Annotated in this window: 21 protein-coding genes; 9 read left to right on the top strand and 12 right to left on the bottom strand. The window is 33.8% G+C overall.

The window, feature by feature from the left end:
* The first annotated feature begins 230 nt into the window (after nucleotides 1-230).
* The 9 genes from ES711_RS08730 to ES711_RS08700 all read left to right on the top strand — a co-directional run bounded on the left by ES711_RS08730 (nucleotide 231) and on the right by ES711_RS08700 (nucleotide 9,437).
* Entirely contained in the window at nucleotides 231-707 is a 477-nt protein-coding gene (locus ES711_RS08730) for a ferritin-like domain-containing protein (protein WP_146892659.1), read from the top strand.
* Nucleotides 708-939: 232 nt separating this feature from the next.
* On the top strand, nucleotides 940-1,386 hold the full coding sequence (locus ES711_RS08725) for a response regulator (protein WP_146892657.1): 447 nt from the start codon (nucleotides 940-942) through the stop codon (nucleotides 1,384-1,386).
* Between the two features lie 7 nt (nucleotides 1,387-1,393).
* Nucleotides 1,394-4,978, top strand: coding sequence for a PAS domain S-box protein (locus tag ES711_RS08720; RefSeq protein ID WP_146892655.1), 3,585 nt, complete (start codon nucleotides 1,394-1,396; stop codon nucleotides 4,976-4,978).
* 91 nt (nucleotides 4,979-5,069) lie between these two features.
* Nucleotides 5,070-5,633 carry a helix-turn-helix domain-containing protein gene (locus ES711_RS08715; RefSeq protein ID WP_146892654.1) on the top strand — a complete coding sequence of 188 codons (564 nt, stop codon included), beginning with the start codon at nucleotides 5,070-5,072 and terminating at the stop codon, nucleotides 5,631-5,633.
* Between the two features lie 11 nt (nucleotides 5,634-5,644).
* A complete protein-coding gene (locus ES711_RS08710; RefSeq protein WP_146892652.1) occupies nucleotides 5,645-6,091 on the top strand; it encodes a response regulator in 447 nt (148 codons plus the stop codon).
* Between the two features lie 2 nt (nucleotides 6,092-6,093).
* Nucleotides 6,094-7,881, top strand: a complete 1,788-nt coding sequence (locus tag ES711_RS08705; RefSeq protein ID WP_146892650.1) for a sensor histidine kinase — start codon at nucleotides 6,094-6,096, stop codon at nucleotides 7,879-7,881.
* 157 nt (nucleotides 7,882-8,038) lie between these two features.
* Nucleotides 8,039-8,203, top strand: a complete 165-nt coding sequence (locus ES711_RS16570) for a DUF5670 family protein (protein ID WP_317129861.1) — start codon at nucleotides 8,039-8,041, stop codon at nucleotides 8,201-8,203.
* Nucleotides 8,204-8,253: 50 nt separating this feature from the next.
* A complete protein-coding gene (locus tag ES711_RS16565) occupies nucleotides 8,254-8,379 on the top strand; it encodes a hypothetical protein (protein ID WP_262713420.1) in 126 nt (41 codons plus the stop codon).
* Between the two features lie 44 nt (nucleotides 8,380-8,423).
* A complete protein-coding gene (locus tag ES711_RS08700; RefSeq protein WP_146892648.1) occupies nucleotides 8,424-9,437 on the top strand; it encodes a helix-turn-helix transcriptional regulator in 1,014 nt (337 codons plus the stop codon).
* Nucleotides 9,438-9,915: 478 nt separating this feature from the next.
* Here the strand turns inward: ES711_RS08700 and ES711_RS08695 are convergent, their stop codons facing one another.
* From ES711_RS08695 to ES711_RS08640, 12 genes are all read right to left on the bottom strand, one after another.
* Entirely contained in the window at nucleotides 9,916-10,275 is a 360-nt protein-coding gene (locus ES711_RS08695; protein WP_246139155.1) for a helix-turn-helix domain-containing protein, read from the bottom strand.
* Between the two features lie 5 nt (nucleotides 10,276-10,280).
* A complete protein-coding gene (locus ES711_RS08690; RefSeq protein ID WP_146892644.1) occupies nucleotides 10,281-10,577 on the bottom strand; it encodes a type II toxin-antitoxin system HigB family toxin in 297 nt (98 codons plus the stop codon).
* A 571-nt stretch (nucleotides 10,578-11,148) separates the two neighbouring features.
* Nucleotides 11,149-11,973 carry a uracil-DNA glycosylase family protein gene (locus ES711_RS08685; RefSeq protein WP_146892643.1) on the bottom strand — a complete coding sequence of 275 codons (825 nt, stop codon included), beginning with the start codon at nucleotides 11,971-11,973 and terminating at the stop codon, nucleotides 11,149-11,151.
* A 169-nt stretch (nucleotides 11,974-12,142) separates the two neighbouring features.
* The gene (locus ES711_RS08680; protein ID WP_146892641.1) at nucleotides 12,143-15,580 is read right to left on the bottom strand and encodes a DEAD/DEAH box helicase family protein; all 3,438 of its coding nucleotides are present in this window, start codon (nucleotides 15,578-15,580) and stop codon (nucleotides 12,143-12,145) included.
* Nucleotides 15,581-15,829: 249 nt separating this feature from the next.
* Nucleotides 15,830-16,402, bottom strand: coding sequence for a hypothetical protein (locus ES711_RS08675; protein WP_146892639.1), 573 nt, complete (start codon nucleotides 16,400-16,402; stop codon nucleotides 15,830-15,832).
* An 87-nt stretch (nucleotides 16,403-16,489) separates the two neighbouring features.
* Complete coding sequence (locus tag ES711_RS08670; RefSeq protein WP_146892637.1) at nucleotides 16,490-18,133, bottom strand: ATP-binding protein; 1,644 nt, start codon at nucleotides 18,131-18,133, stop codon at nucleotides 16,490-16,492.
* Nucleotides 18,134-18,254: 121 nt separating this feature from the next.
* Entirely contained in the window at nucleotides 18,255-18,668 is a 414-nt protein-coding gene (locus ES711_RS08665) for a hypothetical protein (RefSeq protein ID WP_146892635.1), read from the bottom strand.
* A gap of 49 nt (nucleotides 18,669-18,717) precedes the next feature.
* Entirely contained in the window at nucleotides 18,718-18,939 is a 222-nt protein-coding gene (locus ES711_RS08660) for a hypothetical protein (protein ID WP_146892633.1), read from the bottom strand.
* Nucleotides 18,940-18,949: 10 nt separating this feature from the next.
* Complete coding sequence (locus ES711_RS08655; protein WP_146892631.1) at nucleotides 18,950-20,137, bottom strand: restriction endonuclease subunit S; 1,188 nt, start codon at nucleotides 20,135-20,137, stop codon at nucleotides 18,950-18,952.
* Complete coding sequence (locus tag ES711_RS08650) at nucleotides 20,134-21,615, bottom strand: type I restriction-modification system subunit M (protein ID WP_146892629.1); 1,482 nt, start codon at nucleotides 21,613-21,615, stop codon at nucleotides 20,134-20,136. The genes ES711_RS08655 and ES711_RS08650 overlap by 4 nt, the downstream gene beginning before the upstream one ends.
* Before the next feature lie 80 nt (nucleotides 21,616-21,695).
* Nucleotides 21,696-22,622 (bottom strand): hypothetical protein, encoded by a 927-nt coding sequence (locus ES711_RS08645; protein WP_146892627.1) that lies wholly within the window; start codon nucleotides 22,620-22,622, stop codon nucleotides 21,696-21,698.
* A gap of 1 nt (nucleotide 22,623) precedes the next feature.
* A complete protein-coding gene (locus ES711_RS08640) occupies nucleotides 22,624-25,125 on the bottom strand; it encodes an N-6 DNA methylase (RefSeq protein WP_146892625.1) in 2,502 nt (833 codons plus the stop codon).
* Between the last annotated feature and the right edge of the window lie 31 nt (nucleotides 25,126-25,156).

Raw genomic sequence — 25,156 nt, 5'->3', positions numbered from 1 at the left:
TTTTTTAATGCAATGTCAAGAGGCGATCTTTAAAAAAAAATAGATCATATAGGGTCCACCCATTCAAATCGCATGGGAGAGAAAGATAACTCCTATAGGATCGTAACAGCTTCATTAACATTCTTTAAGAGAATTTGATGAAATTGTTAATCCTATCCTAAATAAGAATTCTTTAAGAAAATCTCGGCTTTATATTTGTAATTTAGGTATCAACTTAAAAAACAAAAATTATGAAAACCTCATTAGAAGAAGCCAGAGAACAATCACATAAAGATACCGTTAACGTATTACAAAACATCATCGAGAAAAACTACGATGCTGAAAAAGGATATAAAAAAGCGATGCAGGATGCCAAAACACCAGCATTAAAGAATTTTCTAAAAGAACAAGCCGTCCAACGCAGTCATTTTGCTACTGCTATTGACCAAGAATTACGTCAAATGGGAGAAAAGCCAAAAGATAGTGGAAGCGTTACCGGAACCTTACATCGTGCGTGGATTGACATAAAAAGCTCCGTAGCAGGCAATGATGATGAAGCTGTACTGGAAGAAGTGATTCGTGGCGAAAAAGCAAGTGTGGATGAGTATGAAGATGTGATGAAAAATAACACCTTAGCACCAAATGTAAACACGCTCCTGCAATCTCAATTAAGAGATATTCAAGGCACCTTAAACCGGGTGAAAACCTTGGAAGATATTCAGGGCTAATAAAGTAATTGGTCTCTATATAATTTAATTTAAAACCCCGTATGATAATACGGGGTTTTCGTGATTTTAGGCGTTACATGTTCTGCATCTAAAACGTCACAATTAAAGGAAATCCGCTAAAAAAAAGTGTCTTGCAAGTCAGGGAAATAATGTATTTTTAACATCTCGCAGAACCATACCAAAACCCCAATATCTTAACGCAGCATTTAAAATCTCGAGTCAATTATATCTCATGGAATTACAAAAATTACACTTGATGCTTGCTGATGATGATAGTGATGACTGTGAGTTTTTCCAAGAAGCGGTAGATGAAATTTCTGAAAAATGTAATCTGACCATTGTCAATAATGGCGTAGAACTCATGAAATTTTTGGAATCTGAAACTGCAAATCTTCCACATATTATATTTCTTGATCTCAATATGCCTCGAAAATCAGGCATGGAATGTATGGCAGAAATTAAAGCCTCAGCCCGGTTAGACCACATTCCAATCATTGTGTATTCAACTTCGCTAGATCAGGCGGTGGTCAATGAATTGTACCAATTAGGGGCGCTTCATTACATCCAAAAACCTGCCGAATTTACGAGCATCAAAAAAGTTATTGAAAAAGCTTTAATTCTATTTAAGGACGCTAAATTACCATCGCGATCTAAAGAACATTTTATTATACAACCTTAATCAGTGCATGGGTATTACAAATACGACACATAAATTTTTAAACGGTGGTGGTGAAATGGGGAAACTCATTAGAGCCAAAGACTGGAGTACTACTCTATTAGGAATGCCAGAACAGTGGCCGGAAAGTTTAAAAACTATGGTGAGTGTCATGCTCGACAATCCTTTTGCAATGTACATTGCATGGGGCAAAGACTACACCCAAATATATAATGACGGCTACCGCCCTATTCTGGGTTCTACCAAGCATCCAAACGCTTTAGGTATTGGCACAAGAGATACTTTTTCAGAAATATGGCATATTATAGGCGATATGTTTGAAGGCGTTATGCAGGGTAACGCCATTGGCTATCAGGATTTGATGTTGCCTTTAAACCGCAATGGCTATATGGAAGAATGTTATTTCGATTTTGCGTATAGCCCTATAAGAATGGCATCAGGAGAAGTTGGCGGCGTTTTAGTAACCGTTATTGAAACAACTGATAAAATGAAAGCGGCCGCTGAACTAAAGCAACATAAAAATGAAATAGATTTTGTTATTGAGAACACCCAATTAGGCACATTTGATTACAATCCTTTAAACAATAAATTTTCTTGCAATACCCGATTAAAAGAATGGTTTGGTTTGCCTGCAGACGCTGATATAGAACTGTATCATGCCATCAATGCAGTTACAGAATCTGATAAAACAAGGGTTATTGATGCTATTAGTGAAGTTTTAAATCCCAATTCCAAACGCAGTTACGATATAGAATATACTATTAAAAACCCCCTTTCAAACAAACAAATCATCGTGCATGCCAAAGGTAGAGCCTGGTTTAATGAAGCCAACCAAGCTTACCGTATGAGCGGGACTTTAGAGAATGTTACCGAGCGTGTATTATCCAGGAAAAAAACAGAAGAAAGTGAGCGTAATTTAAGACTAATGGTGCTCCAGGCACCTGTAGCTATTGCGATCATGCGAGGTGACCATTACCAAGTGGAAATTGCGAATAAATTAGCTCTCAATATTTGGGGACGCACCGAAGAACAGATTCTTAATAAGCCACTTTTTGAGGCTATGCCGGAACTTGAATCTCAAGGTATTAAATCTTTTATAGACGAGGTTGCCACCACTGGCAAACGTTTTGAAACTATTGAAATGCCTTTAACTTTCACTGCAAATAATGAACATATCACCGTTTATATCAATTTTTCGTTTGAAGCGTTATTCGATATTGACGGCAACATTAATGGCGTTATGGCTATTGGCATTGATGTTACCCCACAAGTGCAAGCTCGGAAGAAAATAGAAGAGAGCGAACAACATATGCGCGCCTTGGTTGAGAGTGCGCCTTTCCCCATTGGAGTTTTTGTAGGCGAAGAGATGCGAATTTCCTTAGCCAATCAGTCCATAATGGATGCATGGGGCAAAGGACATCATGTAGTTGGAAAAAGGTATTCAGATATTTTACCAGAATTGGGTAATCAAGATGTTTTTAGCCAAATTAGGAACGTGCTCCATACCGGAATCCCGTTTCATGCAAAAAACCAACAGATCGATCTTATAACTGACGGAAAATTAAATGAATATTATTACAACTATAGCTTTACACCTTTATTTGACACCACAGGCAATGTACATGCTGTAATGAATACTGCTGCTGATGTAACTGAGCTTCATCTCGCCAAACAAAAAGTAGAAGATAGTGAGAAGAAGTTTCGCGACTCGGTAATGCAGGCCCCGCTGGGTATTGTTATTTTCAGAGGTGCAGATAATGTTATTGAAATGGCCAATGAAAATTATTTGCAGTTAATAAATCAAAGTAACAAAGAATTTGTGGGTCGGCCACTTTTTGAGTCTTTACCGGATGTAAAAGATACGATGGCTCCAATAATTGCTGAGGTCTATGAAACGGGCAATGCCTTTTATGGTTATGAATTTGCCATTATATTAAATCGTAATGACAGTCTTGATACAGGGTACTACAATTTTGTTTACCATCCGTTAAAGGAAAACAATATTATTACAGGCATCATGGTAGTAGCGACTGACGTTACGGCAACGGTGAAAGCCAAACACCTCATTGAAGAAAATGAAGAAAAATTAGAATTGATTATTGAGGCAAGTGATTTGGGTGTATTTGATGTTAATATGAAAACTGAAGAAGTCATTGTCTCAGACCGTTGTTATGAAATTTTAGGCTTTCCTATTAAAAATCATTTATCCCGACAGGATCTTATTTCCCATCATCATCCAGATGATCTCAGTTTAAGAACTAAAGCCTTTGACGACGCTTTTAAAACTGGAACCCTTCATTATCAAACTAGAGTCATCTATGACGATAAGTCACTCCATTGGATTGATGCAAAAGGTAAGGTATATTACGATGACAAAAATCAACCTGAACGTATTCTTGGCACCGTAAGGGACATTACGGAAGAACGCTCTTTTCAACAGCAATTATTGGAGCGGGAAGAGAAATTTAGACTTTTGGCTGATTCCATGCCCCAGCACATCTGGACCTCAGATCCACAAGGTAATATGAATTATTTTAATAAATCAGTATTCCATTACTCTGGTCTCACTTCAGAGCAGTTAGATAACCAAGGCTGGATTCAAATTGTGCATCCGGATGAACGCGAAGAAAACCTCAAGGAATGGACCAAAGCTGTGAGAGCAGGACATAATTTTTTAATGGAACATCGGTTCCGAAAGCATGATGGTGAGTACCGTTGGCAACTCAGTCTGGCGATACCTCAAAAGGACAAAGATGGAAATATAAAAATGTGGGTGGGGAGCAGTACGGATATTCAAGAACAAAAAATATTCACTACCGAGTTGGAAAACAAAGTGCAATCAAGAACCCGGGAGTTGCAACAGAAGAATCTCGATCTCGAAAAGATGAATAAGGAGCTGCAGTCATTTGTTTATATCTCAAGTCATGACTTACAAGAGCCCCTTCGTAAAATACAGACGTTTTCATCGCGGATTTTAGAAACGGAGCATGAGCGTTTGTCAGATACTGCCAAAAGACATTTTTCTCGAATGCAAAAGTCGGCGCAACGTATGCAAAATTTAATTCAAGATTTGATTGCTTATTCTAAAACCACGGTAGAAGAATCGAAATTTGAAGAGACAGATTTGCAAGAGGTTATTGATGAAATTAAGGAAACCCTTAGTGAGGAGCTGGAACAAAACGACGTCACTTTAAAGCTCCGTAACATTTGCGACATAAAAATTATTCCGGTTCAATTTAAGCAAGTTGTGCACAATCTCATAAGTAACTCGATTAAATTTGCCAGACTGAACCATCCGATTGTCATTGAAATAAATTGTGATGAAGTTGATGGTAAATCGGCGGGAATTGATGGACTAGATCCTGATCGGCATTATTCACATATTCAGTTTGTCGATAATGGGATTGGTTTTGAACCTGCCTACAAGGAAAAAATATTTGAAGTGTTTCAGCGTCTGCACAGTAAGGACGCTTATACCGGAACTGGCATAGGTCTTGCTATCGTTAAACGAATTATTGAAAATCATGAAGGTTTAATTTTAGCGGACGGGCGTTTAAATGAAGGGGCTACATTTAACATCTATATTCCAGCTTAATGCCAGAATAAAGAGTATTTTAAACGGCAAACCACTTGCAATCCAGATCAGAAGCTTAAAATTATTGATCTATTGATTATGTAATTATATTATGAAAATTTTTATAAAATTTGATTTTACCCAATTCTGTTCGAGAATCCTCGACGAGAAGTTGGATGAACTGAACATTAAATACCGAATGTTAAATTTTGGCGAGATTGAGTTTTTAGAAATTGTCTCTCCAGAAAAATTGAAAGCTTTTGATTTGATCCTAAAACAATATGGCATTGAAAAAATAGAGAACCAAAAAGTTATTTTAGTTCAGAAGATTAAAGATAGTTTAATTGATATGGTTTTTAACGCTGACGATACTAATAATGTTAAAAGTTCCGTCTATTTATCAGAAAAACTTGGGCATAGTTATGGGTATTTAGCGAACCTCTTTTCTGAAGTAACCTATACATCCATTGAAAATTTTGTTATTCTGCAACGCATTGAATACGCTAAATCCCTTATTACAAATACAGATTTTTCCCTGACTGAAATTGCGTTCAAATTACAATATTCCAGTGTGGCGCATTTAAGTACCCAATTTAAGAATACAACGGGAATCACCCCAACTACATTTCAGCGCATTATTGCAAAAAGAAGATCATTAAAAAACACTAAAGAATAATAAGCAAAACCATGCGAGAAGATTACACCTATGTTGTACTGGCAGATGACGATGAAGATGACCGTCTATTTTTTATAGAGGCCTTTGAGGAGCTCAAAATACAAACAAAAGTTGAAGTTTATAAAGACGGTATTGAGCTGATGTGTGCCTTAAACCAACCGGAAGCTGTGTTGCCAAATATTCTTTTTTTAGATTTAAATATGCCAAAAAAATCGGGATTGGAATGTCTAATAGAAATCAAGGAAAATAATCGGTTTAAAGATATTGCCATTGCCATTTACTCCACTTCTGCTTCAGAGGAAGATATTGAAAACACTTTTGTGCAGGGCGCCAATATTTACATTAAAAAACCAAGTGCGTTTAATGATCTTAAAAAAATTCTATCAGATGTGGTTACCATTAACTGGCAATATCACACCAACGGATTGAATAAAGACAATTTTTTATTACGCTTATAATTATGCCATTTAAATTCATTTCAAATTCTGAACGCTTTCTAAAAATTATTTTTGGGGTCAGTTTGTTTGTGGTTTTAGTTATGGGCGGGGTGGCTTATAGATATATCAAGGAACTATCCAATTCCATCAATGATGTGCAACACAATTATCAGGTGCATATTGAATTGGAAAAAATGCTATCAGCGCTTAAGGATGCTGAAAGTGGAAAAAGAGGGTTTATTATCTCACAGGATAGCACCTTTTTACTCCCGTTGTTGTCCAGTAATCAGCAAATAGAAAACAGTTTAGAAGAACTAAAGAAACTCACCTTAAAAGACCCTCAACAACAAGAGAACATCGCTGAACTGAAAGAGAAAATAGACAAAAGCTTGGCCATCTTTGAGAAGACCCTACAACTTTCAATCGCTAATAACCCTGATTCTCGAGAATTTATAGCAGGATTTAGAGAGGGCAGACAAACTATGAATAGTGTGCGGTTTAAAATTAATGAAATGACCGCGCACGAAAATGATGTTCTGGGATTGGCAAAGGAAAAAAGTGTAAGACGTCTTTCTAATGCCCCAATGTTATTGTACTATGTACTCATTCTGTCACTTTTAATTTTATTGTTGACCTATCTTCAAATCAGTAAGAATTTAAAAGTTTTAAAGGTAAAAAACGAACTTTTGGAAACCTTTAAAAAATCAACCACCCAATCAGAAGTGATCAGCAAACACGGCAACTGGATTTGGCATGTAGAGGAAGACGTTTATGAGTATTCAGATAATTTATTTCGCTTATTAGGTGAAGAGCCTCAGTCTTTTGAACCTAACCTGGAAAATTATTTGAGTTTCGTCCATCCGGATGATGTGGAAAAATTGTCAGAGCATGTGTCTCAAATGATTGAACATGAAGACTTGCCTTTCATTCATTATAGAATCATTCAAAAGAATGGCAGTATCAAGCATTTTAAGGCATATGCCAAAATTCTGGTCGATGCTGACGGATATAAAAGATTATTGGGGACCACTGCCGATATTACAGACGAGATTGAAAATTACCGTCTTATTGAGAAGAGAAACCTCGAATTGGAACGTAGTAATAAAGAATTGTCCTCTTTTAATTATGTGGCCAGCCACGATTTACAAGAACCTCTGCGCAAAATTCAAACCTTCTTATCCCGATTGGAAGATAAGGAGAAAGATAATCTATCAAACAGTGGAAAACTATACATTGAGCGCATTAAAGCCTCCTCTTCACGAATGCGTTCTTTAATTGACGATTTACTTCAATTTTCGCGAACCAATAAATCAGAAGAAGCATTAGAAGATTCCAACATTAATATCTTAATTGAAGCTGCTAAGACTGACTTGGCTGAAATAATCGCGGACAAAAAGGCGCGTATTATTGTAGATGACATTCCGTCCATGCGCGCTATTCCCTTTCAAATAAAACAATTGTTTTTAAACCTGCTCAGCAATTCCTTAAAATATAGCCGCGAAAATACCTCTCCATTCATAACCGTAAGTTACTCAAAAACCAATGCTTCAGATGTACCAAAAGTAAGTCACACCAAATATAATGTCTTTCATACTATTACTATAATGGATAAAGGTATCGGATTTGATCAGGATTATGCCGAAAAGATATTTGTACTCTTTAACAGACTCCATAATAAAAATGAATATTCTGGTACGGGCATCGGCTTATCTATTTGTAAGAAAATTGTCGAAAATCATAATGGGTACATTATAGCCAAGGGAGAGGTGGGGGTGGGCGCAACCTTCACCATATATCTCCCCATTACCTAACGTGATTGCCACATTGCCGCATAAACCACCCAAAATCATGAATTTAGGGTGGTTTTTTTATGCTTTTATGGGAATTGTATAACCGATTCTGAAAATGATGTAAAAGAAAACCCTCGGGATAGAGGCATCTTTGTATTGTACTTGATAAGTAACTAATATGCACGAGGAATTTAAAATGAAGACGTTCTTTTATACAGTATCTGTTCTCATGATTATTGGATGGGCCTTAAGCTACTTTGTATACTCTTTACAACCTTCAGTCCACCTCTTACTGCTTTTAGCTATTGTGGCGGGATATATAGGAATGAAAAGAAAAGATTGAAGTTATAAGATACTAATACATATCATAATACCCACCAAAGACCAACTCATATGAAAACCAATCAAGAATCTGAATTAAAACAGTATGCAAGAGTAGCACGTGTTTTTCCAAAAATCAATATGAATGCTACCAATGCAAAAATTAGAGTTTTGGCCAAAGCCGAGCCTCAAATTTAAGACCAACACAAAACACAATAATTAACCACTAAAACCATCACATCATGATTAATATAGCATCTAAAGTCAACGATTTATATTCCTTTTTCGAAGCACTCAAAAATGAAATTGGTGGTACGCTAGCGCAAGCCAACAGCGAGTGCAAACTAAATATAAACAACGATATAGCACGTGGTAGCATACGCTCCATTGCTTTAGAAGACGGTCTAACGGTATTAGAATTTGATATTACCGCATTTGAGAATATCCAACTTACTATTGACACCCTAGTAGGATCAAATGTCAATTTTATGTACTGTTCAAAAGGGAAACTTTCACATACTTTTGAAGAGTCGACTACTACGACAACTGTTGACGCTTTTCAAACCAGCATCATCGCTAACATTATTTCGGGTCAAAACATCATTTTATTAGAAAAAGATATTGAAACGGTAGCGACACTTATCTCTGTTAATACTTCTCACGAAGGAAATAGCAGCTCTCAATGGGGCAGCAGTTTAAGAGATGCATTTATCTCTAACAAAACTGAAGATTATGTGTATGTTGGATCATACAACCTTAAGATTGCCGAAAACATTAAACAACTACAATGCATCAAGCAAGATGGTTTAGTGCGTCAGTTGTTGACTAAAGGTATCGTTAATGTCATTTTAGCGCTAGAGATCGATCACCATAACAAGGATATCGAAAACTTAGATATGGAACCAACGTCGTTGACTAAAATGGAAATCGGCTTAATTGCAAAACTTACAGAATACATTAATGAGTTTCCAGATTTAGACCATAAAGTCGAAAACTTAAGTGATAGAGTTGGTTTATCTGCCGCTAAATTACAAGAAGGCTTTAAGTTTCAGCACGGGTTGACTATTTGTGAATACATTCGTTCTGTAAGATTGACAAAATCTGAAGAATTAATTATTAATACTGATTTGAATATTTCAGAAATTGTTTACAGTGTTGGCTTTACCAGCAGAAGTTATTTCTCAAAAATCTTTAAAGAACGTTACGACTGTACACCAAGCGATTACAAAAAAAGTAAGTTAGCTGTTTCAGCATAATATATATCAAGTAGTACTTAAAAGAATTTAAGTACTAATTAAGAAAAGCTCTAATGAAAATTAGGGCTTTTTTGTGTTTATAATACTTGGGGCTTTATGTTTTAGTCGTGGTGTAAAAAAAAAATAAATGGGAGAATACTGAAACGGCAGTAAACTGTGTGCCATGACTACTTCCATAACTGTTTCATTCATAATGCACTTCAACATTATAACAAGGAATTTATGGAGATTGCAACAAACTGTGGAATCAATAAATCAATCAGTAGTTATCTCGCTGAACATAGTTTTGCAAACTGCTTAAAACAAAGAGGAATCGCTATATACATCATCAGTGAATCTATGTGACATCAATATCTTGCTGTCACGCAATCTTATCTCAAAGAATTTTGACAATTCCTTTTTTGGATGATGCAATCAAAATATTGGTGTGAGAATAAATTATATTATTAAATTCATCTTATCTCGTTTAGCATCGAAATCATTGTAGAATAATGTCACTATCAATATTCAACTTTTGATGTAGAGCTTTGGCCACATTCAATGTGATTTCCCTTTTACCATTCAAGTATTCACTTACTCTTGATGCACTGGTGTTCAAAAGCGTGGCGAGATCCTTTCTTTTTAAGCCCATTTCAAACATGCGCAATTCAATCATTTCTTTTAAGGTTGGAAGACCTATAGAAAAATGCATTTCTTCATAGTGTTCAATAATATCACTGACCTCTAAAAGCTCTATAATACGAGGATCATCTTCAGGTGCATCATTTCCAACCTCTTTCAATAGTGCCTCTAACCGAATATTAGCTGCAATGTATTCTTTATGTGTAACTGATTTCATGATTTTTATAGTTTATCGATATTCTTTATTTTGTCGTAATCTTTATGACTACCTACCCAACGTATATAGACGCGTTTAATTTTAAACATAACTATTCCGACAATCCTGTAATGGTTTCCTTTGACATTAAAAACATATCTGTCATTTCCAACAGCATCAGCCGAGTTAAATGTGTTTTTTAAATCCGCAAAATTATTCCATTCAGCTTTCTTCGTTATCTTATACCAATCTCGCAATGCTGTTGCAGCATTGGTGTCTTTCGAGAAATAGTCTCTTAACTTCTTGAAGGAAATGATATGCATGTAGAAATGCAACTAATTATAAACCAACAAAGATAAAATAAATATTACATATTTGGTAATTTACTTACATTTATTGTAATTTAATACTATGGTTCAATGGCTTGATAAACAAAAATCACTTTAAGTTCAATGCGTATTAATCACTCTAAATAGTCACATCAAAGATTAATATACCGGCTGCAATAAGCTACATCATTTTTTAATATGAATAAGGGGTTTACTTAAAACTCAATGTTATTCTAAATATCATCTCGTTACATCTAAAAAACTGGAATTCGTTGTGCATTGAAGAATAAAAAAAAGGCGAGTTTGATGAATTAAGAATTACAGAGAGCACTTTAGAAGTCCTAAAATGGAGGTTTTATAGGTATGATTTAAAAGGGCAATGGCAATTATCAAAGCCAAAGATTCGGAACCACCCCAAAACAAAAAAGAGCTACATTTTCATGTAACTCTTTGTTTGCTCCTCCTCTTGGGCTCGAACCAAGGACTGGTATAAAATGAATTACAACAACTTCAGCTTTAATTTGTTCTATTGGTATCCGAATTGTATGCCTTTTATTTGTTTTTATTAATTATTAATAAAAGAGTTCTCTATTATTTCGGCATAGGCACTTCCATAGCCAACCCTACCTTCCTTCTTCTTCTCAACTTTATGCACTTTAAGAAAATCTTCTAAATTTTTATCCCTAGTACTCCCTGACAAATGCATAAATGGCAAAACGGGAATTTCATTAAATTCTTCCAAATATGTTTTATTGTAATCAATTCCATTACCTAATTTTACATATTTTTTTGAAGTTAATTTTAAAAAAGCTATACTACCAAATGTAATGATAACATCAGGTTTTAAGAAATCGATTTCTTTTATTAAAATAGATCTTTGATTCTCCACTGATCCTTGTTGTTTTGGATAGTAATTATAACTTCTTGTCATTTTAGGATTATCCACGTAAAAGAAGGATTTATAAATATCTGTGAGATACACAAAATGATTGGCACTTAAAGATTCCACAAATGCCCAATAAGCTTTTGTTATTCCATTACGAGCCGTTTCAGAATGGAGTGCATAAGGTGTGCTAATTAAAACATTTTGATGAATATTAGCCTTCTTAAAATCAGTTTTGTTTCTTAATGGATCTACACCAACAATCATGATCCTTTTTATGTTGGCTTTTAAATCTCCAAACCAAAACGGAAAATCAACCCCTAGCAAATAGCTGTTGTGGGGAACGCACTGTAATGATTGCATTAGACTCCTATCAAAAACACTATTACTCGCTTTTTCATTGTTTTGCCATTTCTTATAAATATCATTTAAATCATTCTTAGGAATATCAATGACATTCTCACGAATCGTTTGCTTTACAAAATTTTCAATTTCATTGTCAGTCATATTCAGATTGTTCTTTTACAGTGTTTATCAAATTGAATCTATCAAAACTTGGATAGATATTTATTAAAAAATATTAAATACTGTTAGCGGCAATTTATTCAAAGGATATGTAATTCTAAAAAATGAGGCGAATTGCCAATATGCCAACTTTTTTGATAGCATTTTGAGATTAACCTATATTTTCATTAACAGTGTCAATGAGGGATACTATTTTCCGCACATCATCATCTTCAAATAACCCAATTACACCACTATCATTGGCTTCGTTGAAGGGAGGTTTGGTAAGTAGCTTTTTATCAAGTGTGCCATTGACGTTTAAATAGTTAATCAGTGTTTGAATAAAAGTAATCTGAACTGGTTTTAAATTTTTGTCATCAATAAAGTTGGCAAATAGGCTATTTACTGTTTCAATATCCAACCCAACAACAGATCTTATAAATTTACCTAAGGGCTCCTCTCCATATTCTTTAATATACTCTTCCTTGGATCCTAACTCGTCATTAAATAAAAATGATTCCAACAATTCAAGCTCCTTAGGAGTGATTGCAATGTTCTTGTGTAATTTATCAATTACTAAATGTGATTTATTCTTTCTAATAAATGATTCCACTCTGTCCCGATAACTCTTCAATCTTGTGTAAGCAGGCATGATATCATGTTCTGTAACTCTATCTTCATGTAAAACATCCTTAAAATTGGTGTAAATAATTTTGACCTCTTCTTTTTCAATAAATTTCAATAAGTCACGAATTTCAATACGTATATCTTCAACAGCCTTGACATTGATATTTACCCAAAATTCCTCGTCTTGAATTTGATTTATTGTAGATAATTTTTCCTTAATCTTTGGAATATTTCTTTTCCTGTAAAGACTTTTACCTATTCCATATATGTTTTTTATATAGCGATCTTGCAAACTCATATTCCCAACAAGCATTGCTAATTGTAGATTTAAAATGAGTAAATCAAAACGCTTTGCACGTTCATTTACATCATTTGTATAGGATGGTAATAATGACAAATTATTCGAAATATCTGCATTATCAGTTAATGACAAGTTATCCCATCGAGTTCGACTTTGAAACTCCTTTACTAACCTCCAGTGTTTTCTCACTTCAAAACGTTCTTCATCTAAATCTGCAATTAAAGTGTAAAGCTGGTTCGTGTAATTCTGAGCCAACTCATCCTCTTCAATTGTTGCATCTGAATTATCCCTAATGGTAGTAATAATATTCAGTTTAAGGTCAAAAACTTGCTGTGATAAGGCTTTAGAACTACTCGCATTAATACCATCAGGATGCTCACCAAAAAAGGAAAAATTATCACAGATATCAAAAATTATAAAATGCTCTTTATCTATGCCTGGACCAAACAAATCTGGTCTTAATCGTGTTCCTCTGCCAATCATTTGCCAGAATTTAGAATAAGATCTTACTTGTTTAAAGAAAACTAAGTTGACAACACGAGGTGCATCTACACCTGTATCTAACATATCTACAGACACCGCAATTTGGGGTTCTAATTCTATTTTATCTTGACAAAAATTTTCTAATAAATCCTGTGCTTTACTTTCGTAATTATCAATAACTCTTAGAAACTTGCCTGAATATTCTGGATAATTCTTATTAAAGCGTTCTTCAATAAAAATTGCATGTTTATGGTTTTTTGCAAAAATGATTGTTTTACCTAATTTATCGCCCCCCTCAACTTTTATTCCATTGTTCATTAGGTAATCCAATACCTTATCTATGGTATCAGCGTTAAATAAGAACTTATTAATTTGCGATTTTTCTATGACATAATCTTCCTCTTCGTTTAGATCAACGTCATCGAAGGTGTCCTCAAATTTCGCCTTATCATCTTCGGAGAGCTCTTTGTATTTTATACCTTCATATATGAACTTGACAGGAACTTCTATTGCCCTAGGAGGCACAAGAAATTTATCTTTTACAGCTTGATTTAACTCATATGCGAATGTGGGATTATCATCTTCAATTTTAAATAAGGAATAGGTATTAATATCAATATCTTTCTTAGGCGTAGCAGTTAACCCAATTAAAAGACCATCAAAATAATCGAAAATGGCTCCGTATTTTTTATAAACAGAGCGATGCGCTTCATCAATAATTATCAAATCAAAATGTCCCACGCCATAAAATCTGCCGTCTTCATTTTTATGACTATCTATACGATTCATTATGGTCGGATAAGTTGAAAACACCACACGCGTGCCATTATCTTCTTTTTCTTTAGTCAAGTCTATAGCACTCAAATGAGGTAAGTGCTCTTTAAAGGCATTTTTAGCTTGTGTAACCAACGCATTTCTATCTGCTAAGAACAGAACACGTTTTACCCAATTGGTTTTGGTAAGCATATCTACAATAGACGCTGATATTCTGGTCTTTCCACTTCCTGTTGCCATCACTAAAAGTGCTTCTCTGGACTTACCTTTTAATTCTCCCTGGCACGTTGTAACCAATGCTTCGCTAACACGTTTAATAGCTTCTAATTGATAAGGTCTACCAGTAATATCAAGATTGACTTGAAAGTTTCTTAAGTCAGTTCTTGTTTCTCTTCTGGCAATTAGATATTGCAATTCGTCTTTTGTATAAAAACCGCTTACTTCTCGTTCTGGATAAAAAGTGTCATCCCATAAATGTGTTTCAAATCCATTACTGTAGAAGATTACAGGACGTTGCCCTGTCGTTTCTTCCAAACAATTTGCATATAAAAAAGCTTGATGCTTTCCTTGTTTAGAGCTACTCATGGTCTTTTTTGCTTCTATTACAGCTAATGGCTTTCCATCATCACCCCAAAGCACGTAATCAACATATCCTTTCCCTGAAGTATTGGTCGAAATTGGCATTCCAATCACTGGAAATTCATTTTCTATGCCTTTACGCAGATTCTTCCAACCAGCTTCCTGCAATAAAACATCAATTAACAGCTTTCTTGTTTCCTGCTCTGAATTCAATTCAGGAATAGCCTCTTCAAATTTGATGGCTTCTTGACGCTTGTGTTTACGTTGCTTAAATTCTTTTTGTTGCTGCTTTAATTGAAGTTTTAAAAGTTCATTTTCATTTTGGAGAGACTCTTGCCTTTCTAATTGCTCTTTAGACTCTAAAATAAGTCTATCAATTTTATCTGATTTTGCCTGAAGAGCCTTTGATGATAAATCATTGGTATCTCCTTTCTTGATTAAATCCTCATTAAACATCGGAATTTCAAGATTCCCTGCACTGTAGTATTTACTAACATATGACAGAAACCTAAAAATGCTCCGCAAAGACACCAAAGCTTGGTTTTGCGTTACTTTATTTCCGTGAGCAGCCATATTACCTGATTTTCTTATCAAGTTAAGCTCCGTAAACATGGTTGGTTTTATACCATTTCTAAATTCAGGATGATGCAAGAGTGCTGATAAAGTATTATCGTAAGGTCTTACTAATTCGGGATCATTATCAAAAAGCCAGTTGATTGCAAGTTCTAACACAATCCTGCACTGCAACGCAGCATATTTAGGTGCAGTTATTGCAAACTTTTCAGCCTCAATAGATTGGACATATAACTCCGGAAATTCATCCTTTATAAATTCAAAATTACTCATAGACTTGATTTAATCACAAACTTTAAATGTAGGAAATATTGACTTATGAAAATCCTTAATGAATGTCAATCTCTAATTTTCAAACTCTTGTTTATTTTTGCTCGTTATTCTGAGGACTTTTAGAAGTTGATATTATCATAAGCTTTACAATACAACATTACAATCAATGTGTGCAAACAACCCACACATATCCATATTATCTAATTAATTTATATGAAGAGATTAGCATTTAAAGGGTTTCCATGAAAATCAATGTGTTTTAAATTTATTGAATTTAGTTTTTAGAAGTCCTGCTATGGCAACTTCATGAAAATATAATTCGTAATTGCTTTCCACTGGGTACAAGGCTACTTTAAAATTCCTGACTCTTTCTCTTTCCATGCTTAAAAGGTCAGTTGGCAGTTGCGCTCTACCTAAATTAAATTTACTTTCGAAATTTTCATGATTGGCCAGAATATAGGCCAAAGTACACTCATTATGTTTTTTTCCAAAACCATGTTGTCTCAACCTCCTATAGATTGTTCTAGAGATTCCAAGATACATGGGCAAGACACTATCTTCAGACTTTTCACCAAAGACATACAAGCCTTTGAACTCATTTAAAATGTCCTTATTTGGATACAAACGACTGTTTGGTAAATATCCAAATTCATTAAATAATTTTTTTTGAATATGATATCTTGAATTCTTTTCAAGATAAAGCTCATTTATTGTTGGACAGTCAATAGCATTTAATCGCGTTTTAAGCTTTATAGAAATGCTTTTACTTTCTTCAAGAAGGTCATTAAGACTTTCAGTATAAGGATCTTCCCAAACATTCATATATTGATTTTTAATATACTTTTAAACTATTCAATTGCGATTCTATTAACATTCTATCAACATCCTATCAACATTTCATTATTTATTTCACGGCTTTATGTTGATAGAATAGGTTGTCCATCTCTTTTCTCCAGATTTTAGAATCAAATCATTTTCAATCATTTCGTCTAATTTGGATTTAAGAGTTCTTTGTTTAATCTCTTCCCCTATTCTCTTATGTATTTCACTAATAGGGCTTTCTGGATAATTTTTTAAGTCTTCATAAATCAGTTCTTGAAGACGGTGTGGCTCTATTCTTTTCAGATTGGTTTTTTCTACAAAATCTGTAGTTCTTAAAAATTCAGGATTTACATAATAAAATGTTCCCTTAGTTTTACCCTTTGTGAGTATCAATTCAAACTCTAGCAAACGCCCTAGCCATTGCTGTAAACCATTAGGTTTATTAACATTCAAATCTTTTGACAGCTCAACCGCAAAAACACCATCATTCTGAGCAATTAATCCTAATACTATTACTTCGCGTTGCCTTAACTGTAATTCTTTTGAAGCTCTGTCCATTAATTTTAGAACGTCCTTACTTATAATTTGTTTTTTTACCGTCACAACTACTCTATCCTCTCCTTCAATAACTTCCGGCACTTCCTTTCCATTCCCTAATAATACCTCATAAACTTTATCATAGCCACTGCCTTCCTTTTCCATAAGTTTTAAATCATAAAACAATTTGGCAAGTAATTGGTTTCGCTGCACGGATTTTGTCAAAATGTTGCTTGGGGTTACTCCTAAAGGCAACAAACCAGGACTATGTATCTCCAATCTATCGTGATGCAGATTTATAAAAATATCGCCACGCATTGTATAGTTTCTATGGGCAAAGGCATTTGCAATGAGCTCTCTAATTACCTCTGGAGGATAATTGTAAATATTTTTTCTAAAAATACCATCCGATACTTCTGTAAATTCATTCCAATCTGGTATTTGCGTTAAAATATCAGAAATGAGCTCTTTGGGATTTTGCGAAAAATCATCCCAAACTTTTTTATAGATTTTATTCTCTTCTTCGTTATATTTAATAAACTGTATAGAGGGCGCATAATGTAAAATGGCTCTATCTCTACGTTTACCGATCCACAGCACACCTAAATTGGTCAAAAATCCATTATGAGTTAAAAAATAATAATCTGTAATTTCTTCTGTCGTCATCTCTTTCACAAAAGCACTAACACGTTCTGAAGACTTGATATCTTTTAAAAAAGCGGTAAACTTTTCGATATCACAATCCCCAACAGGAATCTTTCGTACTGTTTTTTCTTCCCAAACGAATGCACTTTTCTCTGAAAACAAACGCTCTATTTGATCTGGAAGCACGGGCCTACACTCGTCCGAAACTCTCATATAATAACGACCATCAGTAGTACTTGCAACAGACTGCGTACTTCTAAATACTGACAACTCTATATATTGACCCCCATTTTCTGCGGTTATAATTATAGGGGAAATGCCAACCTGCAATGTTAAAGATGGGATACGCTTATTAATTTGCTCAATTAAAGATTTTGAGACTATTTGAGTTGCATTTGGTAATTCTTCATGATCCTCAATTCCAATTAATATCTTGCCTCCGTGAGCATTTGCAAAACAAACACAATCCTTGGCCAATTCTTTCCAATCTGCATTTTTACCAGAGATTATACTCAAAGATTTTTTATCTAAACCGCTATTTTCTTTCATCAAATAAAATTAAATAATTTTCCACTTTTGAGTTTATTTTATTTTAGACAGATAATGGTCTAAATTCAATCATTTTAAATGCTATTTTCAGATGTTATGAATTACTCATTATTTCCATATTCTACAAAGTTCTAATTTGCGTTAAGCATGGTTCCAAAGTTAAAACATGTAAAGCAGCTCTCTGCTTTATTCCTATTCTGGTGTCTTCAAATGAATTCTTATTTAATTGGATACATACTAAGCTTTTCTCATAAATCTTGTATTCCATATGATTACTCAGAGATTTAAATTTTGTGGTTAGGTCTTTATTTAAATTTGGCCGAGAGTTTAAAAAGGTTTTGTCAAAGCCTATAAAAATTTGATCTTTCGAAAGTCGAACAACAATTCCTTTATTGGCCCCTTCTTTAAACACTACCTTTCCAATATTCGTTGATGCGCTTGGATATAGTAATTGCAAAAGCCTACTTCTCTCCGATTTATAATGAGAAATCCGTTGAAAGGATTTATTTGGTTGCAGAAAGATTTTTGTTACCATTCATCTTATTTTATCAACCTTATTTAGATTAAATCATTATAACTTTCACTTAATCCCAACCATTAAATTTTCTATACTCCTTTAAGTATTCCAATCTACGCTTAATTTCCTGTCCTTGAGCAGCATAAGTTTCTGCATCTTTTTGTGTGATTTTAATCTCATCATCCGCAACTCTTCTAAAATTTTCAACCATTTCGTCAAGTTGATATTCTAATTCTTCAATACTCTTGTCGTTTTTTAAAATTTCATCAAATTCTTTTAGGGTTCTCATTTTATACATTTTATTTAATTAACTCCCCTTTAAATGCTTTTTGCAATAAGCTATTGAACAATTCTTCTGATTTTACAAGGCTTTGTTGTAACTGTTTCTTTTGAGCTGTTATAGCTTGTATTCTTTCTGCAAATTGGTTTTGGAGATTTATCGGAGGTACTAATAACTCAATCGCATTCAACCCTTTGTTGTTGATACCTGATATAGTAGATCTTGTAACATGTTTCAATACATACCTCTGTCTAGCTCTTTGATTATTTAAAAAATAAAAAAGAAAAGTTGTATTGATAATATCCAGATCTGGTCTTAACCTGATTAAAGAGGATTCATATATCAATGGCTCGTCATATTCAGGAACTAGACAAGGCTGTGCAGCTCCTTCGTAATTTAATGATCTTCTTGACAAAATTAAGTCTTTAGATTTTATTTCATATTTCAGAATAAGCCTTTCATCGGCTTTTACTCGTTTTAAGTTTCCAGGTTTCACAATTTGATAAAAAGCATCAGACATATGAATCATTTGAATACCATCTCTGATGTAATCCTGTCTTGGCGCATAGTGACCATTTTGAGATTTAGTCTCTAATATCTTTTCAATAGTTGAAAGTCTCCAACCCATAGAGTTTGTAGCAGGATCTCCAAACATATCCAAAAACAACGATTGCGTAAGAGCATCATAATTTTCAATGAGCTGTTTGTCTAATTGTTGCAGTTTGTCTGCTTCATCTAAAATTCTAGTTATCTTCTTTTGCGTTTCGAGGGGAGGGAGTGGGATTTTCAGGGTTTTCAAGTACTTAAAATGTCTGCTATAACCTGCGTTAGGAACATTTATACTCAAAAAGAAATAATATAGAAATTTCGAATTACAGTTGCTTTTCTTAGGTTGTAATATTTTAGTCCCATCAGCACCCATTATGAATGGAAAATCAATATATTTAAATGCTCTAGTGTGGTCACCGAACACGACATAAGGCGGCTTAGCTTTAACCATAAAATCAGGGTCACTGTAATATCCCGCAATGAGATCTTTTCCTTGATCCACTATTGCAATATCACCCTCATCTAAAAAATTAGATTTAGCTAGTTTTTTATTTCCCCCAGAATTATCGGCAACTACATCACTAAAATTTTTAACAGCCCATGATGAGGGTAATAATTTAAGATTATTTAAATTCTGAAGTAAATTAGATTTATTCATTTCAACATCTCTTTTAACGCAAATAAAGCTTGATTTCTTTCTATGTCTAGTTCTTCTATCTCTTTAATAATACAAGCTGGTAACTCAAATTCAATCTCTTTGTAAATAATTTCCTTATAACTATTTATAGATAAGTCCCAGTCATTAATTTTAATCGCCTCAAAAGGAACCATAAAACTTTGGTCAGTGCGCGCTCTCTCGGCCTCAGCATCTAAACTGTAATATCGCTTTAAGATGTCTGGAATATCGTTCTCTTTTACCGCATTACGCTTATCGTCTAAACTATATCCATCAGCTTTCATGTCGTAAAACCACACGTTATCTGTACCCCCGGAATTGGTTTTAGTAAAGAATAAAATAGCTGTACTGACACCTGCATAAGGTTTAAAAACTCCACTTGGCATAGAAATAACTGCATCTAGCTTTTGATTCTCTACAATTTCTTTACGGATACTTTTGTGCGCATTAGAACTTCCAAATAAGACGCCGTCTGGTACAATAACAGCCGCGCGTCCTCCTACTTTTAAAGTACGTAATATGAGGGATAAAAAGAGTAATTCTGTTTTTTTAGTTTTCGTAGTTTGCAATAAGCTACTTTCTACTTCGTCATAATCTAAACTCCCTTTAAATGGTGGGTTTGCCAGAATAAGGGTATAAGCATCCACCACGTTACCGTTGGCTTCACTTAAAGCATCAGTACCTGTCAATGCAGGGGTTTCCATACCATGCAACTGCAAGTTCATAGCTGCAATACGCAACATGGACGGGTCAAATTCAGTCCCATGAAACATATTACTATTAAAATGCTCACGAAAGGTTTTGTCGTTAAACCAATCGTTATGATTATCAAAAACATACTCGCCTGCACTTACCAAAAAACCTGCTGTTCCACAGGCTGGATCACAGATAATATCATCTTGCTTAGGTTGCGCCATGGCAACCATCATGTTGATGATATGACGTGGCGTACGAAACTGTCCGTTTGTACCTGCCTCTGCTATTTTAGAAAGCATGTATTCGTATAGGTCACCTTTAGTATCACGATTACCCAATGGTAATTGGTCTATTTGTTGCACTACCTTATCCAAAAGCTTTGGGGACTGAATCATGAAGATGGCACCTTTCATAAACTTGGCAAATTCGCCACCTTTAGCACCAATAGTTTTCATGAAATCGAAAGCTGTAATATCATCCAATTCACGTTTTGGTCTTGTAAATAGATCAAACATGGTTTCAGGATCTTTATGCTTGAAACTGCTCCAGCGTAAAGGTTTTTGCTTTTCAGTATATATTGGTTTTTCAAGTGGAAGACCCAATAAGGAGGCTTCCTTTTCTTGTTGAATCTGCTTGTCGTCTAATTGTTTTATAAATATTAGAAATGTGAACTGCTCAATAACTGTTAGTGGATTGGATATACCACCTGTCCAGAAATCATCCCAGATTTTATCTACTTTACTTTTAATTTCTCCTGTAATCATTTGTAATTTCCTTTATTTTTAATGGGCTTGTAAATATAATTTTAATGTGTGTGGTCTAGGCTTAAAAGTCCTGTAGAGTATTATTTGTTTTCATGATAGGTCTTTCTAAACCACAACAAAATTTCTAATAACCCTTGTCTTAAAGATTCTATGGTATAATTTGAAATCATATAACCACCATAGTTTTGATTATCCAAATAATGAATATACGAACCACAAGTTTTATAAATATAACTTTGCAACAATTCTATTTCGTGACTTTGATATATTGTAGACTTAGGCTCATACTTTCTCAAAGTGGAATTCCAAGTCATATTTCCAGATAAATGTTTTAATTCATCTGTAAATCGCGATAGGTTTGATGGAATAACATTAATACCTTTTAGTTTATTAAAACAACTCTCTTGAATACTACGAATGTTAGTCAACATACCTTTAAATTCTGTATTATTCTGTGGAAGTGACTGTATTAAAAGCTGTAAAACATTATCCTCTACATTTGATGATAAGTAACCATCTTTGAAAATCATGAAAATTTCGAGATTATCGTGTCTTGCTTGAGTAATAGGCTGGTTATTAACCGCTTTTTTTATCTCATTACATAATTCTGGAAAATCTTCATCTTTATTTTTATTAAAGATTTTTCCGTTTGCAAAAGCTTGGTCTTTAAATAAATTAACCAAAACATTATTGTCTTTAACAAAATTTGGTTGTCCTGAGTAAATAAACCAGGGTATTATGATGTTGCGTTCTTTTATTAAACCTAATGTTTTAGCAACTTCTCCGAAAGCCTCGTCAGTGACATCATCCTTTGATTGATCTTCATTTTTCAAAAACAGCCCATCTAACAAAATAGCATCATAGAGCTTAGGATCCTCATTTAAAGCTTTTAAACCTTCCCGTGCATTGGAATACCCAATCAGCTGGATATCGTTTAATAAAGCCTCCTGCTTAATTAATTCCAACGTTTCGTGCTCATCGTCAAACCATAAAACTTTATACATCATCTTATTTATTTATTTCAAATGGAAAAGATAACTCAATTGCTGTAGCCCATTCATTATTAATTCCTTCAGCACCTGTCTCATCACTGAAACTAAGTTTTCCTCCATGTTTTTTCATTATTTCATTCATTAACCAACCCCCATAACCTTCACCTCCATTTGCCCCATGTTTACTCCCCTTTCTGGTAAAGGATTCCCAAGAATAATTTTCTGGCAAGGGAATACCTGTATTGGTAAAGTCCACTTGAACCTCTAGGTCTTTAAAATCATATATGAATAGAATCTCGTTTTTGTTCAAGTGAGATATTGTATTATTAAAACCATGCTTTTCTGCATTATCTAAAATATTATCAAAGAGCCGTCTCAACAATTCCTTATCACCATTAATGTAGATTTCTTTGATTTGGTTTTCAATTAAAGCATTTTGATCAACATTTAAGTCAATTTTGAATATATTAGACGTCCTACTCTTAATTTCTTGTACATATTTAGTTGTAAACTGAATCAATCCTATGCGTTCGACATTGATATTAGAGAAATCAATGGCTTCATTCGAAATATTTACTGATTGATTTATACTATTTAAATCCCTCTCTAAAATCTGCATATAATCACCTAATTTAATATTTAAAGCATCATTTATTTTTAAATTGTACAATTCTGGAATTCGAGAAAGGATTTCATTTTCAAAAATCGATTTTATAGATTTAAAAGCCCCTCTTGCATTTTTTAAACGTCCCGCTATTTGATGACGTAAAAAACTGTTTTCATCTGCAACATCAATTCCATATGAGTGCATTAACTCCTTAACTTCACTTTTCTTTTCTTGAATTACAAAATCTTTAAAGAGATATGTTTTTTGCTTCTGTTCAGCTGGGGATGGAACTACAATCTCAATTGATAATAGCTCCTTTACTCGAATTTTTGACATTACAGTACCATCTCTTAAACGGTTCAATTGATTTTTCACATAATCTTTATGCAATTCAATTATAAGGTAATCAACATCAATAATTTCAGTTTTTACTGTGCAAGCAAACGTTAATAAATATGGGTAATATATGTTTTCATCACTGTACTTATTATAAAATGTCGGCCTAATATCATTAGAAACCAATGATAATAACAGAGACTGATTTGGGAGTAAATTGGCATTACCTCTTAAATCCCTATTTAGTAAGTTTTCGAAAGACTTTGTATAATTAATTTCATCATTAGATAAGTCGCTCATTCTCAAAAATTTCCCAGATTTCTCCTGAATCTTTTGTCTAGTTACAGGTATAACCAATTCCGATAATGGTTGTAGTTGAAGTTCTTCCTCGGGATTTAAATTGAGTTCCTCGTAAACATATCTGTGAACAGAGAGGTCATATCCATTTTCAATTATTTGTTCGACCTTAATTTCCTTTTTTAAATGAGAACTAATACTATTTAAAACATTCTTTACTTGATCTGTATCGATAATTTGAACTTTACTTGATTCTTTTTTTATGCAAGTTGTAGCATCAACAAAAATGGTACTTCCTACTTCTGATTTTGACAGAATGAGCAAATTAGCAGATACTCCTGAAAAGACGAAAATCCTTTTTGGTAGGGAAATTATAGATTTTATATGATGATTATCCACTAAATACTTCTTTAAAGCTAATTCATTTTTTTGCTTACTGAATAAAAAACCATTAGGTACTAATAAGACCATTAAACCATCATTATTGAGTTTTTTAAAACATTCTGAGATAATTAGAGAATTGGCGTTTCTTTGAGAACCATATTCGCTTACATGCAAAAAATGATTATATGCTTCATCTAATTTTAAATTAAATGGAGGATTAAAAGCAATGTGGTCATACCGTTTTTCAGACCCAACTGACCAGTTTTCAATACTGTTTGTGTGTTTAAGTAAGAAATGTTTTGGGCAGTTATACATTATCATCCTTAAGGAACCCAACATACAACTTAACTCTTCTAATTCTTCTCCATAATAAGACACATTTTGTGGGAGATTTAAAGCCAATGAAGCCAAGCCAGCAAAAGGATTGTAGTAATCTATAACTTTATCTTTATCCAAAAAATAATTGAATAACTCTGTCAACTCTTGAGGTTGAATAGCGTCACTGTTTCTTTTCCCTACGCTATTGAAGTATCCATTTAACTGATTGTCAAACAAATCTTTACCATTTTTCATCAAGTATTCGTCGCTTAGGTTAGCGTATGCATTAACTGTAGAAAACAAATAATGTCGACGTACTTTATTCAATATTGGAACCAACCAGGTATTATAAACTTTAAGTAAACTTTGATTTTGTGTTGATTCCGTAATTAATTTGATTTCATTCTTGAAATCATTTAAATTATTTGCTTCAATATTCGATACCAACAGCTTTTCTTTTCTTAAAACCAAAAGGAAACTTTGAAGAATCATCACTTCCTTCTCATCCAAGTTACTTTTGTAAAGCGCCTCGGCAGTAACTAGTGATGCTATAACATTTAGGTTAATTTTCTTCATTTAATTTTAAAATTTTTGATTTTGATAATAC

It is taken from the genome of Gelidibacter salicanalis, assembly GCF_007997285.1.
Classification (GTDB): Bacteria; Bacteroidota; Bacteroidia; order Flavobacteriales; family Flavobacteriaceae; genus Gelidibacter; species Gelidibacter salicanalis.
This window is presented reverse-complemented; position numbering and strand designations above follow the sequence as displayed.